Origin of the sequence: Pararobbsia alpina (assembly GCF_965118125.1) — a bacterium.
In the GTDB taxonomy this organism is placed as follows: domain Bacteria; phylum Pseudomonadota; class Gammaproteobacteria; order Burkholderiales; family Burkholderiaceae; genus Pararobbsia; species Pararobbsia alpina_A.
In genome coordinates, this window is the sequence record NZ_OZ221287.1 from 3,171,730 (window position 1) to 3,183,687 (window position 11,958).

Here is an 11,958-nt window from a genome sequence, read left to right on the forward strand (position 1 = left end):
CTGGATGCTTGCTTGCGGGCCCGCGCGTCTCGGCGTGCTGCCAAGGACGGGTCTGCCGACATTCTGAGCGCGCGGGACGGTGCCTGAACAGAGGGAAACTGTGCGGATAGGGGTAATTTTGTGCTGCAGAATCTGATTGACCGCGGCCCCTTCGGGCGGCCCATATCGCTGCCCCAGCGGCGCGACCGGCTGCATGTGATGCCGACCAGCACGGGCTTCGAGATCGCCGATGGGCCCGGCTACGACTGGGACGGGCGCCGTCGTGGCTCGATGCCGTTCTCCGTGCTCCAGCACTGCATTGCCGGCGAAGGACGCCTCGACTACGAGCGTCACAGCTACCGGATCCGCCCCGGCGAGACCATGCTCGTCGTCGTGCCGCATCCGCACCGGTACTGGGTCGATCAGGGCGGACGCTGGGAGTTCTTCTGGATTGCGATGACCGGGCGCGAGGCCTTGCGCCTGCATCAGGCCATCCTCGCCGCGGTCGGTCCGGTGTTCCGTCTACAGTCCGCGACCGTCGACCATCTTGCGCAATGCTGCCTGGCACTCGACGAGCTTGCGCATGAAGCACCCGGCCGCGCATCCGCGCTCGCCTACACCGCCACGATGGCGTTGTACGACGATGTGCTGGGTCCTCACGAAGTGCAGCGCGGCAGCCCCGCACATCGGCCGACCGAGCGTGTCGTCGCGCATATCCGCCAGAACCTCGGGCGCGACCTCGATGTGCAGGCGCTTGCCGATCTGGCGGGTCTGTCGCGTGCGCATTTCACACGCGTGTTTGCGGCAAGCGAAGGCAGTTCGCCGGCGGAGTTCGTGCAGCTCGAGCGCATGCGGCTGGCCGCGCGACTGCTCACGAGCGGCACGTTGAGCGTCAAGGTCATCGCCACGCACTGTGGATTCGAGGACCCCAACTACTTTGCCAAAGTGTTTCGGCGCACGTACGGCATCAGCCCGTCGCAGTTTCGCAGCACGGGGATGTATTCGGCGCCCAGAGCGTGACCTCACGGTAGGCACCCCGTATCTGTTGCGGCGTATCGCTTGCGACGTGCCACGCGTACCTCGCGTGGCTTGCGCGCTGACCGCCAGTGACCCGGCGGTCCCTCACCCGAGAACGCAACCACGCGGTATGCCAATGCAATCAGGCACACCGTATGCAACGCGTTCCTATGGCTCCGCGACTTGTCTAGCACGGGGTTGCCGTGGTTAACTGGCCCTGCCTGACCATTCAGCAGACCAATCTTTGTTGCGGTGCCGCCGCGCACTGCGTGAGGGGGCTGACATCGAACCGACACAGAACGAAACGCCGATCGCCGGCGATCACGACGACGGCATGGACATCGCCTTCGGCGAGCCACTCCGGCAGGATCTCGCGGATACACGCGGCGTGGTCGTGCTCAAGGCAGGCACCGTGATTCCGGACGAAACGGCCCGCGGTTTTTTGCTGGAGCAGTTCGGTCCGCTGACACAGGTGCCACCGCACGAAGCCGATCCGGCCGACGTGATCCCGGCAACGGCCGCTGCGAGCGGAGCGACAACCGCGCGCAGTCCGGCAGGTACCGGCCCGGCGACGGGACAGGAACTGGGACTCGAGATCGGCGCGCTGCTCCGACTGCAACCGTCGAAGTCCACCGGCCTGGGCGCGCTGGGCTGCCGCGTCATTGGTGTGGCGCCCAACGATTCGATCTTCATCACACCGCCGACGACCGATGGCCAGAACATTGATCTCGTGTTTGGCGAACGTCTGAACGCCGTCTACGTTTCGCGGCGCGCGGTGTTCGGCTTCGTCTGCACCGTGCAGAGCACGTTCCGCCAGCCTTTTCCTTATGTGCTGCTCTCACCACCGGGTCCGATTACGCGCTTGCGGGCGCGCTCGGCGTTGCGCGCGCGGGTGCGCTTCTTCGCGCTCGTTGGCCACGCGCCGACCAATGCGCTCAGCGAGTTCGGCATCATCAGGAACCTCAGCGCATCGGGTCTGAATTTGTCGGCGCGCGAAGGGCTCGCGGCGATCAACGACGTGATCCGCGTATCGTTCTGCATTCACACGATCGGGCGCGATCACATGCTTGACCTGCACGGGCGCGTGCGTCACGTGCGCCGGGACGAGAATCCCGGACACGTGAGCTACGGCCTGCATCTGCAGGACCTCAGCGCGCACGATCGGCTATTGCTGTCGTATCACGTGCTCGAGCAGTCGGAACTCGAACGCTAGCCGATCACCGGTCCGGTGGATCAAGCCCGTCGGAGACGGGCCGCCACCGCTACGCGGCAGCGCGCATCCCATCGCGCGCTTCACGCCACGCTAGCCGATCAATGCCGCGCTTCAGCGTGTGCGGGATCGTCGAACCGCACCTTGTATTCAAGGCTCGGCAGCGCGAACGCGATAATGGTGAGTCCCTTGAGCACACATTCGATCACCGACAGCATGAAGCCGGAGCGGTCGTAGCGAAACTGCAGCGGCAGGTCGGGCGCGATCGCGAGAATGCTGAGCCAGCAGACGAACAAAAAGATCTTTCGCGCATAGCCCTTGCCCATCAGCACCGCATAGGCAAGCAAGGTCAGGCAGATCTTCGACAAAGCCAGCGCGAATGTCTGCACGATCGACGCATCGACCGTGAGTTCGGCAGGCAATTCGATCATCGACCACAGCCAGACAGCGATCACCGAGGCTTGTGCGAGCCGGGGCGACGTGCGCCCGGCGATCATCATGCCGTCTGCTCGTGCGGACCTGGCCCTGCGTAGCGCACGCGGCGCGCGCGCACTGAGGGAGACGTCACCTGCCGCAGCCTTGTCGAGGCCGGCGCCCAGCGGCTGCGGGGCGATGCGATGGCGATCGCGGGATGAAAAGGTCCACATACACGTCCTCACCTGATAGCCGCGTGGTCAGGCGCGTTACACGCAACGACTCCGCCGCCGAACCCGGTATCGCGAGCGATCGCGACCGTCCGGTGGCAGCACCGAAGCCGTATGGCCCTCCCCACACGTATGACATATCTTCCGGTGGCAAAAACGCCCCGTCTTTCGAAACCGCACGTCCGATTTCGCATCGGCACGGCGGCAACCCGCGTCGCACGGTCGTTCGCGCGGGTCGAATATAGGAAAGATGCGTTGTTCAGATAGCATACGCATTCGTAACGTGTTCGTCAGCGCAGTTCGCGTCGAATTGCATCGCGTGCGCCTCATCGTCAACCCTAGTTAACAGGATCTCCGATTCATGGAAGGCGCGAGCTTGCTGGAGAACGCGGTCATCTATCTGACCGCCGGCGTGATCGCCGTCCCGATTGCCACACGCCTCGGGCTGGGCTCCGTGCTCGGCTACCTGATCGCCGGCACCGTCATCGGCCCTTACGCAATCGGTCTCGTCGCCGATCAGCAGAGCGTGCTGCATTTCGCCGAGTTCGGCGTCGTCATCATGCTGTTCCTGATCGGCCTCGAAGTCCGGCCGTCGATCCTGTGGGGCATGCGCAAGGCGTTTTTTGGTCTCGGCGGCGCGCAAGTCGTCGTGAGCGGCGCCGTGCTCGGCGCACTGGGCCTCGCATTCGGCTTGTTCTGGCAGGAGTCCTTCGCACTCGGATTCATCCTTGCGCTGTCGTCGACCGCCATCGTCCTGCAGACACTTGAAGAGCGACACCTCCGGCAGACGGCGACGGGCACGGCGTCGTTCGCGATCCTGTTGTTTCAGGACTTGTCGATCATTCCGATGTTCGCACTGGTGCCCTTGCTCGCCGCTTCGCATGGCGGCAATGCAGCGCCGATCCATCACGGCGTGTTCGCGGACGACCCGGCCTGGGTCCGCGCGCTGGGCGTGCTCGCCGCCGTGTTGCTGATCGTCGTCGTCGGCCACTTCCTGATGCGGCCGGTCTTCCGGTTTATTGCCAATGCGCGACAACGGGAAATTTTCACAGCGGCTGCATTGCTGCTCGTCGTCGCAGTCGCGCTGCTGATGCAAGCCGTCGGGCAGTCGGCCGCACTCGGCGCGTTTCTCGCCGGTGTCGTGCTGGCCGAGAGCGAGTTCCGGCGCGAAATCGAAGCGGATATCGAACCGTTTCGAGGTTTATTGCTGGGCTTGTTCTTTATTTCGATCGGCGCCAGCGTGAATCTCGCGCTCGTCGCGCATCATCCGTTGCTGTTGGCCGCCGTGGTGCCCGGCGTCATGATCGTCAAGGCGCTCGTGATCTTCGGCATTGCCCGCCTTTCGGGTTCGGATTCACGCACCGCAGCCCAGGTGGGCGTGGCGCTGTCGCAAGGCGGTGAATTCGCCTTCGTGCTGCTCGGGGTCGCGTCCGTGGCCGGCATCGTCACCGCGGACATCGCCGCGCTCGCGACGGTCGGCGTTGCGGTGTCGATGGCGCTGACGCCCCTCGCCCTGATCGCATTCGAACGGATTTGCGCACGGCCCAAGGCGGCGGCCGGACCCGCGCCCGAAGACGAAGCGTTCGATATGCGGCCCGATGTGCTGATCGCCGGCTTTGGCCGCTTCGGTCAGATCGTCGGGCGCCTGCTCGTCGTCAACGGTTTCCGGACCTCGACGCTCGAAGCGAGTGCCGAGCAAGTCGCTCTCGTGCGGCGCATGGGCCGGCGCGTGAACTATGGCGATGCCACGCGGCTCGCCTTGTTGCGCGCAGCCGGTGCAGCCGACGCGAAACTGCTCGTCGTCGCGATCGACGATCGGGACGCAGCCGAAAAGCTCGTCGAAATCGCCACGCGCAATTTCCCGCATCTGAAAATCCTCGCGCGCGCCTACGATCGGCGCCATGCGTACCGGTTGCTCGACAAGGGCGCCGATATCGTCGAGCGCGAAACGTTCGAGGGCGGGCTCAAGCTCGGCGAAGAGGCGCTCAAGAGCCTCGGCTTCGAAGATCACCTTGCCGCCCGCGCGCGCCGCCTGTTCCGGGTGCATGATGAGGAAATGTTCCGCGCCCTCGCCACCGTGTGGCGCGACGAGGAACGCTACGTGGTCGCCACGCGGGAAACCAGTGCACGTATGAACGAATTGCTCGCCGCCGACTTGCAGGAAATGAAGGATGAACAAGGCGCCGATCTCGGTGCGCCTTGATCCGATTTTTACAAGGCTGACAACGGACACTCGGTTCGGGTATGCTGCCGACCCAGAGCGAGCCGGGCCCGGAAAGTATGGGCGCTGATAGGGTCAGATCGAGTCATTCTGCCCGAGAGCCGCAAGGGCAGCGGAGATGCCCGCGCAGCCCGGCCGTCACAATTCGAACTATTTGTCAGAGGTTTTTATGCATTCGAAACTGGGGAAGGCCGCGTTTATCGCCGGCGTGCTCGCGCTGGGCGCCGTCACGCAAGCGCATGCAGATGACAGCACGCTCGCCCGCATCAATTCGACCGGCGTGATCTCGCTGGGTCACCGCGAATCGTCGATTCCGTTCTCGTACTACGACGACAAGCAGAACGTGATCGGCTATTCGCAGGAATTCGCGCTGAAGGTCGTCGAAGCCGTCAAGGTCAAGCTCAACAAGCCGAACCTGCAGGTCAAGCTCACGCCGGTGACCTCGCAAAACCGCATTCCGCTGCTGACCAACGGCACGATCGACATGGAATGCGGCTCGACGACGAATAACGCCGAGCGCGCTCAACAGGTCGCCTTCTCGAACACGATTTTCGTGATCGGCACGCGCCTGATGACCAAGAAGGATTCGGGCATCAAGGACTTCCCGGACCTCAAGGGCAAGACGGTCGTCACGACCGCTGGTACGACCTCGGAACGTCTGCTGCGCAAGATGAACCAGGACAAGAACATGGGCATGAACATCATCAGCGCGAAGGATCACGGCGAGTCGTTCCTGACGCTGTCGACCGGCCGCGCGACGGCGTTCATGATGGACGATGCACTGCTCGCCGGCGAGCGTGCCAAGTCGAACAACCCGAACGATTTCGTGATCGTCGGCGCACCGCAATCGCATGAAGCCTACGGCTGCATGCTGCGCAAGAACGACCCCGAATTCAAGAAGGTCGTCGACGAAGCGATCGCCAAGGTCGAAACGTCGGGCGAAGCCGATCAGATCTACAAGAAGTGGTTCGAATCGCCGATCCCGCCGAAGGGCCTGAACCTGAACTTCCCGGAAAGCGACGACATCAAGGCGCTCTACAAGAATCCGAACGACAAGCCGATCGAGTAATCGGACTGAATCCGTCAACGGATGTTTGACAGAAACGGAAGGAGCGGCGTACGCGAGCTTCTTCCGTTTCTTTTTGGAGTTTTGTCATGGGTGGTCACCACTGGAATTGGGCGATATTTCTCGCTCCCGTCTCGACCGGCGAGCCGACGACGTATCTCGGCTGGCTGATTTCCGGCTTCTGGAACACCGTAATCGTGTCGCTGATCTCGTGGATCATCGCGCTCGCGGTGGGCACGCTGATGGGCGTGTTGCGCACGGTCCCCAATCGCTTCCTGTCGGGTGTCGGTACAACGTACGTCGCGATCTTCCGGAATATTCCGCTGATCGTGCAGTTCTTCATCTGGTATTTCGTCATTCCCGAACTGCTGCCGCGTGCTGCGGGTGACTGGTTCAAGCAAGGGCTCTCGCCGATTGCGCAGTTCTATGTCTCCTCGATCCTGTGCCTGAGCCTGTTCACGGCCGCACGGGTGTGCGAACAAGTCCGCTCGGGGATCAACGCGTTGCCGCGCGGTCAGCGCGCAGCGGGCCTCGCCATGGGCTTTACGCTGCCGCAAACGTACCGCTTCGTGCTGTTGCCCGTCGCGCTGCGCATCATCGTCCCGCCGCTGACCTCCGAGTTTCTCAATATCTTCAAGAACTCGGCCGTTGCGTCGACGATCGGTCTGCTCGAACTGTCCGCGCAGGCGCGCCAGCTCGTCGACTACACGGCACAGACCTATGAGTCGTTTATCGCGGTGACTCTCGCCTACGCGCTGATCAACGTCATCGTGATGCTCTTTATGCGCTGGGTCGACAAGAAGACACGACTGCCTGGCTACGTCGGAGGCAAGTAATGCACGAATTCAATTTCTCCGGCGTGCCGGGCGCGCTGCCCGCGCTGTGGGCCGGCATGATCATCACGCTGCAGATCACCGCGCTGGCGATCGTGTTCGGCATTGTGTGGGGCACGATCCTCGCGGTGATCCGACTTTCGGGTGTGCGTTCACTGGCTTCGTTCTCGAAGGCCTATGTCACGCTGTTCCGCTCGATTCCGCTCGTGATGGTGCTGCTGTGGTTCTACCTGCTCGTGCCCGAGGTGCTGCAGTCCTTGCTGCACGTGCCGCCGACCACGGACATCCGTCTCGTGTCGGCGATGGTCGCGTTCTCGTTGTTCGAGGCCGCGTACTACTCGGAAATTATCCGCGCAGGCATCCAGGCCGTGCCGCGTGGCCAGGTCAGTGCGTCGTTCGCACTCGGCATGACCTACGCGCAAGCAATGCGTCTGATCATTCTGCCGCAGGCTTTTCGCGCGATGGTGCCGCTGCTGCTTACGCAGGCCATCGTGCTGTTTCAGGATACGTCGCTCGTCTACGTGATCGGGGTTGGCGATTTCTTCCGTACCGCAACCAATATCGGCGATCGTGACGGCACGAACGTCGAAATGATTCTGGTCGCGGGTTTGGGTTATTTCGTGATTTGCCTGATTGCCTCGAATCTCGTCAAAGCACTTCAGAAAAAGGTCGCACGATGATCTCTATCAAGAATGTTTCAAAGTGGTATGGGCAGTTCCAGGTGCTGACGGATTGCTCGACCGAAGTCAAAAAAGGTGAAGTCGTCGTGGTGTGCGGACCGTCGGGCTCGGGCAAGTCGACGCTGATCAAGACGGTCAATGGTCTCGAGCCGTTCCAGAAGGGCGAGATCACGATCAATGGCGAATCGCTGACCGACAAGCGGACCAACCTGTCGAAGCTGCGTTCGAAGGTCGGCATGGTGTTCCAGCACTTCGAATTGTTCCCGCACCTGTCGATCACCGAAAACCTGACGCTCGCGCAGATCAAGGTGCTCGGCCGCTCGAAGGATGAAGCCACCGCGAAGGGCCTCAAGCTGCTCGACCGCGTCGGCCTCAAGGCGCACGCGGACAAGTTCCCGGGTCAGCTGTCGGGCGGCCAGCAGCAGCGTGTGGCGATTGCCCGCGCGCTGTCGATGGATCCGATCGCCATGCTGTTCGACGAACCGACCTCGGCACTCGATCCGGAAATGATCAATGAAGTGCTCGACGTGATGGTTGAACTCGCGCAGGAAGGCATGACCATGATGTGCGTGACGCACGAAATGGGTTTTGCCAAGAAGGTCGCCAACCGCGTGATCTTCATGGATCGCGGCCTGATCGTCGAAGACGACCAGAAGGATGCGTTCTTCGACAATCCGAAGTCGGACCGCGCGAAGGACTTCCTGGCCAAGATCCTGCACTGAGAGCAGCGAATCCGGGCCTCTGAGTGCCTCAAGCCGGTGTGTCATCCGAATTGCCCTGCGAAAGCCGGACCCGTGTCCAGCGCTCGCGAAGCGGTTCGGATTTCACACCGGCTTTTTTATTTGCACGCCACGGCGATAACGTCTGAGGTAATCGACGCGCTTCAGGTTCGAAATCGACAATGGCCGGACTGGGTTACGCTACTGCGGCGTACCCATCCTCGACCGTCCGGTATACCGATTCGATTCTCAAGGAGACGTCCCATGGCTTCCGCGCTCGCCCCTGTTTCGGACCGCAGCAAGCCGACGCCCGCCCGCGCGGCGCCCTCGCGTCTTGCGCACGAGCGCTATTTCAGCGACTTCGCGTCGGCGCTGCGTTACTGGCGAGACAAGCGCGGTCTGAGTCAGCTGCGTTTGTCCACGGAAGCCGATATCTCGCAGCGTCATATCAGCTTTCTTGAAAGCGGGCGCTCACAGCCGAGCCGCGAACTGATCCTGCGCCTGGGCACGGTGCTCGATATCCCGCTTCGTCAGCGCAACGTTATGCTGCTTTGCGCGGGCTTTGCACCGGCGTATCAGGAGCGCAGCCTGTCGGACCCCGAGATGTCGGCAGTCAAGCAAGCGCTCGACTTTATGCTGGCGCAGCAGACGCCCTACCCGGCCATCGTGGTCGACCGGCTCTGGAATCTGGTGATGACCAACGCACCGGGCTCGATGTTCTTCAAGTGGTTGCTCGAGCTCGACCCCGATCTGCCGCTGCCGGGCGATGGCGACGCCAACGTTATCCGGCTCACGCTCGATCCGGCCGGAGCACGCCGGCATTTTCTGAACTGGGAACGGGTGGCCAGCGATGCGCTGCTCTGGATCCAGCGCGAGGCGATGGGCGATGGCCCGGGCAGCGAGGCGCAGGTCCTGCTGGACTCATTGCTTGCGATGCCCGGCATCGAAGCCGCGACGCGTATGCCGAACCTCGAGTCGAACGCCCTGCCCTTCGTGCCGCTGCAAATCCGCAAGGATGGCGTCGATCTCAATCTGTTTTCGGCCATCACGACGCTTGGCACACCTCACGACGTGACGGTGCATGAACTGCGGATCGAAACGTTTTTCCCTGCAGACGCCGCGACGGCCGACTGGTTCAGGATGCGCGCGCAGCCTTGACGAGTGCGGACTCGAGCAGGCCCGCGGCGCCGGTGAACACACCGGCTGCGTTCGCGGGCACGTCATAGCGGCTGACAAACGTTTCCGCCCGAAGCATCTGCACGATCGCACGATTCTCTTCGCCCTGATGAATCAGGAGTTTGAGCGGCAAATCAAACGAGCACGTCGGGTCCGCCTGCATCAACGGCGTGCCGGCGCGCGGATTGCCGAACAGGATCAGCGTCAGCGCGCGCATGTCGAGGCCGACCGCACGCGCCTCCGCTTGCTGGTCGATCACGGCGAATACCTTCGCACCGATATGGTTCAATGTGTCGACAAGCAACTCGACGGTCCTGGGAACGTCGAGCGGGCTTGTCCACGTATAAAGATCTTCATCATTCATGGCAGCGAGCTCACCGCTGCGTTCTGCGGCAGCGTGGCTGGATTGTAGGTCGGGTTGTGCGTACGTGCCATGAAATCCATTCACGCACGTGAAGAGTTGCGCTCATCGTCGATCCGTGTCGCATGGGTCGCTGTTCCAAACGGTCCGGGTGTCGACCGCGAATACACGGCCCGGGCGCGGCGTTGGGCAAGCGTCCAGCGAGGGGTGTTTGAATGGACGGATCGACGTGTCGCCGTTGGGTGCCCGCAACTCTCCCCCGTCATACGCCCCTTCGAGCACTGAGGTCTTGTTGGGTATCCGGGGGTAGGAAGACGTGTGCCCACCGCGGCAATGTCGCGACACACGACGCGATGTTCCGGACATCGATGAACGAGTGTGTCATCGCCAGATACACTGACATCGCGACGACACACTTCACACGTTTCGCGAGTTACTTGACAGCGTGCCTTGCTTGCCAGCGCTTCATCAGAGTTACTTGGCAGCGTGCTTCGCTTGCCAGCGCTTCATCAGAGCGATCTCCTTTTCCTGTGCTTTGATGATGTCGAGCGCGAGCTTGCGCATTTCCGGATCCTTGCCGTATTCACGCTCGACTTGCGCCATGCTCACCGCACCTTCGTGGTGAGGAATCATGTGCGACACAAAATCGGCGTCGGCGTCACCCGTGTATGGCGCATGCATGCCCTGCATCATCCCGGCCATTCCTTGCTCGTAGGCTGCGGTCGACGGGCTGCTTTGCGCTCCCGAGGCCGGGGCATCCATCGACATCTTCATGGCCGGAGCGCCTTGTGTGGCCGATGCGTCGCTGTCACCGGCACGCGCAGCGATTGAAGCGAGGCACAGCATCGTCGACAGGGCAGTCAGCGAAACGACACGGCGAAGCAAGACATGATTCATCGAAGTGACTCCGGGATTCAGGGTGACCAGTGCGACAGATCATAACGAGCCGGACGATGTCACGGCAATGTGATTCGGGACGAGCGCTGCCGATGGCATAGGCCGCCTGGTGTCGACGCTCCCGTCGGAGCCGTCCTTGCAATCAACGGCGGACGTTGACTCGCAATCGCCCGGCGATCCGTCCCGCGAGCAAATCCCGCGCGGCATCGATCGCCTCGGCCAGCCCGATTTCGCGCGTGTTGCCGACCAGTTGCGCAAGCAGGTCGGGCTCGGCGAGCGCCTCCCATGCGGCGATACGCGCTGCCATCGGCTGATAGACACTGTCGACGCCTGCCAGCGTGACGCCGCGCAAGATGAACGGCGCGACAGTCGCAGGAAAATCCATGCCCTGCGCCAGACCGCACGCCGTGACTACGCCTCCGCGACGCATGCTCGCGCACACATTGGCCAGGGTATGGCTTCCGACGCTGTCGACCGCCCCCGCCCAGCGCTCCTTTGCGAGCGGCTTGCCGGGTGCGGTCAACGTTGCACGGTCCACGACATCCTGCGCGCCAAGCGCCATCAGGCGATCACGCTCTTCCATACGTCCCGTCGATGCGACAACGCGGTACCCGCGAGTGGCCAGGATCATGATCGCGATACTGCCGACCCCGCCGTTCGCGCCCGTGACAATGATTTCGCCGTCGCCGGGTTTCAAGCCATGCCGCTCGAGCGTCTGTACGCAAAGCATCGCCGTGTAGCCGGCCGTGCCGATTGCCATCGCCTGCGCGCCGTCCATCCCCGCCGGCATCGGCATCAGCCAGTCCGCCGACACGCGCGCGCGTTGTGCGAGCCCACCCCAGTGCAATTCCCCGACGCCCCATCCATTGAGAACGACCGCATCGCCCGGCTTGAAGCGCGTGTCGTTGCTCTCGGCAACACGCCCGGCAAAGTCGACACCCGGGACCATCGGGAACTGGCGCACCACGGGCCCTGCTCCGGTAATCGCGAGTCCGTCCTTGTAGTTGAGCGTCGAATAGTCGACATCGACTGTCACATCGCCCTGCTGCAACGAAGCATCGTCGAGATCCCGGAGTTCCGCCTGCGTGCCGGCATCCGTTTTTTCGAGCACGATCGCCTTGAACATCGCGTCTGTCTCCAAAGGGTCAAGGCGCA

At 62.7% G+C, this 11,958-nt stretch carries 12 protein-coding genes; 8 read left to right on the forward strand and 4 right to left on the reverse strand.

The genetic code is table 11. The features are described 5' to 3' along the window. Positions 1 to 198: 198 nt before the first annotated feature. Both ACMFWR_RS13715 and ACMFWR_RS13720 read left to right on the forward strand, forming a co-directional pair. Positions 199 to 999, forward strand: a complete 801-nt coding sequence (locus tag ACMFWR_RS13715) for a helix-turn-helix domain-containing protein (RefSeq protein WP_413192192.1) — start codon at positions 199 to 201, stop codon at positions 997 to 999. A 331-nt stretch (positions 1,000 to 1,330) separates the two neighbouring features. Next, a complete protein-coding gene (locus tag ACMFWR_RS13720; RefSeq protein WP_413192193.1) occupies positions 1,331 to 2,209 on the forward strand; it encodes a flagellar brake protein in 879 nt (292 codons plus the stop codon). A gap of 98 nt (positions 2,210 to 2,307) precedes the next feature. Here the strand turns inward: ACMFWR_RS13720 and ACMFWR_RS13725 are convergent, their stop codons facing one another. Further along, positions 2,308 to 2,853 carry a hypothetical protein gene (locus ACMFWR_RS13725; protein ID WP_413192194.1) on the reverse strand — a complete coding sequence of 182 codons (546 nt, stop codon included), beginning with the start codon at positions 2,851 to 2,853 and terminating at the stop codon, positions 2,308 to 2,310. A gap of 358 nt (positions 2,854 to 3,211) precedes the next feature. Between ACMFWR_RS13725 and ACMFWR_RS13730 the strand changes: the two genes are divergently transcribed. The 6 genes from ACMFWR_RS13730 to ACMFWR_RS13755 all read left to right on the forward strand — a co-directional run bounded on the left by ACMFWR_RS13730 (position 3,212) and on the right by ACMFWR_RS13755 (position 9,527). After that, complete coding sequence (locus ACMFWR_RS13730) at positions 3,212 to 5,053, forward strand: monovalent cation:proton antiporter-2 (CPA2) family protein (protein ID WP_413192195.1); 1,842 nt, start codon at positions 3,212 to 3,214, stop codon at positions 5,051 to 5,053. Between the two features lie 187 nt (positions 5,054 to 5,240). Further along, positions 5,241 to 6,140, forward strand: coding sequence for a glutamate/aspartate ABC transporter substrate-binding protein (locus ACMFWR_RS13735; RefSeq protein WP_413192196.1), 900 nt, complete (start codon positions 5,241 to 5,243; stop codon positions 6,138 to 6,140). A gap of 86 nt (positions 6,141 to 6,226) precedes the next feature. Further along, positions 6,227 to 6,973, forward strand: a complete 747-nt coding sequence (locus ACMFWR_RS13740; RefSeq protein WP_413192197.1) for an amino acid ABC transporter permease — start codon at positions 6,227 to 6,229, stop codon at positions 6,971 to 6,973. Next, complete coding sequence (gene gltK / locus ACMFWR_RS13745; RefSeq protein ID WP_413192198.1) at positions 6,973 to 7,650, forward strand: glutamate/aspartate ABC transporter permease GltK; 678 nt, start codon at positions 6,973 to 6,975, stop codon at positions 7,648 to 7,650. Before ACMFWR_RS13740 ends, gltK begins: the two co-directional genes overlap by 1 nt. After that, a complete protein-coding gene (locus ACMFWR_RS13750; protein ID WP_413192199.1) occupies positions 7,647 to 8,372 on the forward strand; it encodes an amino acid ABC transporter ATP-binding protein in 726 nt (241 codons plus the stop codon). The genes gltK and ACMFWR_RS13750 overlap by 4 nt, the downstream gene beginning before the upstream one ends. A 261-nt stretch (positions 8,373 to 8,633) precedes the next feature. Next, positions 8,634 to 9,527, forward strand: a complete 894-nt coding sequence (locus ACMFWR_RS13755) for a helix-turn-helix domain-containing protein (RefSeq protein ID WP_413192200.1) — start codon at positions 8,634 to 8,636, stop codon at positions 9,525 to 9,527. Here ACMFWR_RS13755 and ACMFWR_RS13760 read toward each other — a convergent pair. The 3 genes from ACMFWR_RS13760 to ACMFWR_RS13770 form a co-directional block, all read right to left on the reverse strand. Then, a complete protein-coding gene (locus ACMFWR_RS13760) occupies positions 9,505 to 9,909 on the reverse strand; it encodes a DUF302 domain-containing protein (RefSeq protein WP_413192201.1) in 405 nt (134 codons plus the stop codon). The genes ACMFWR_RS13755 and ACMFWR_RS13760 overlap by 23 nt on opposite strands. A gap of 471 nt (positions 9,910 to 10,380) precedes the next feature. Then, on the reverse strand, positions 10,381 to 10,803 hold the full coding sequence (locus ACMFWR_RS13765) for a DUF305 domain-containing protein (RefSeq protein ID WP_413192202.1): 423 nt from the start codon (positions 10,801 to 10,803) through the stop codon (positions 10,381 to 10,383). 142 nt (positions 10,804 to 10,945) lie between these two features. After that, positions 10,946 to 11,929, reverse strand: a complete 984-nt coding sequence (locus tag ACMFWR_RS13770; protein ID WP_413192203.1) for an MDR family oxidoreductase — start codon at positions 11,927 to 11,929, stop codon at positions 10,946 to 10,948. Positions 11,930 to 11,958: the final 29 nt, after the last annotated feature.

Coding starts and splice junctions, on each gene's coding strand:
- ACMFWR_RS13760 (WP_413192201.1), bottom strand. CDS start 9,909: ATGAATGATGAAGATCTTTATACGTGGACAAGCCCGCTCGACGTTCCC.
- ACMFWR_RS13725 (WP_413192194.1), bottom strand. CDS start 2,853: ATGTGGACCTTTTCATCCCGCGATCGCCATCGCATCGCCCCGCAGCCG.
- gltK (WP_413192198.1), top strand. CDS start 6,973: ATGCACGAATTCAATTTCTCCGGCGTGCCGGGCGCGCTGCCCGCGCTG.
- ACMFWR_RS13750 (WP_413192199.1), top strand. CDS start 7,647: ATGATCTCTATCAAGAATGTTTCAAAGTGGTATGGGCAGTTCCAGGTG.
- ACMFWR_RS13740 (WP_413192197.1), top strand. CDS start 6,227: ATGGGTGGTCACCACTGGAATTGGGCGATATTTCTCGCTCCCGTCTCG.
- ACMFWR_RS13730 (WP_413192195.1), top strand. CDS start 3,212: ATGGAAGGCGCGAGCTTGCTGGAGAACGCGGTCATCTATCTGACCGCC.
- ACMFWR_RS13715 (WP_413192192.1), top strand. CDS start 199: ATGCCGACCAGCACGGGCTTCGAGATCGCCGATGGGCCCGGCTACGAC.
- ACMFWR_RS13770 (WP_413192203.1), bottom strand. CDS start 11,929: ATGTTCAAGGCGATCGTGCTCGAAAAAACGGATGCCGGCACGCAGGCG.
- ACMFWR_RS13755 (WP_413192200.1), top strand. CDS start 8,634: ATGGCTTCCGCGCTCGCCCCTGTTTCGGACCGCAGCAAGCCGACGCCC.
- ACMFWR_RS13735 (WP_413192196.1), top strand. CDS start 5,241: ATGCATTCGAAACTGGGGAAGGCCGCGTTTATCGCCGGCGTGCTCGCG.
- ACMFWR_RS13720 (WP_413192193.1), top strand. CDS start 1,331: ATGGACATCGCCTTCGGCGAGCCACTCCGGCAGGATCTCGCGGATACA.
- ACMFWR_RS13765 (WP_413192202.1), bottom strand. CDS start 10,803: ATGAATCATGTCTTGCTTCGCCGTGTCGTTTCGCTGACTGCCCTGTCG.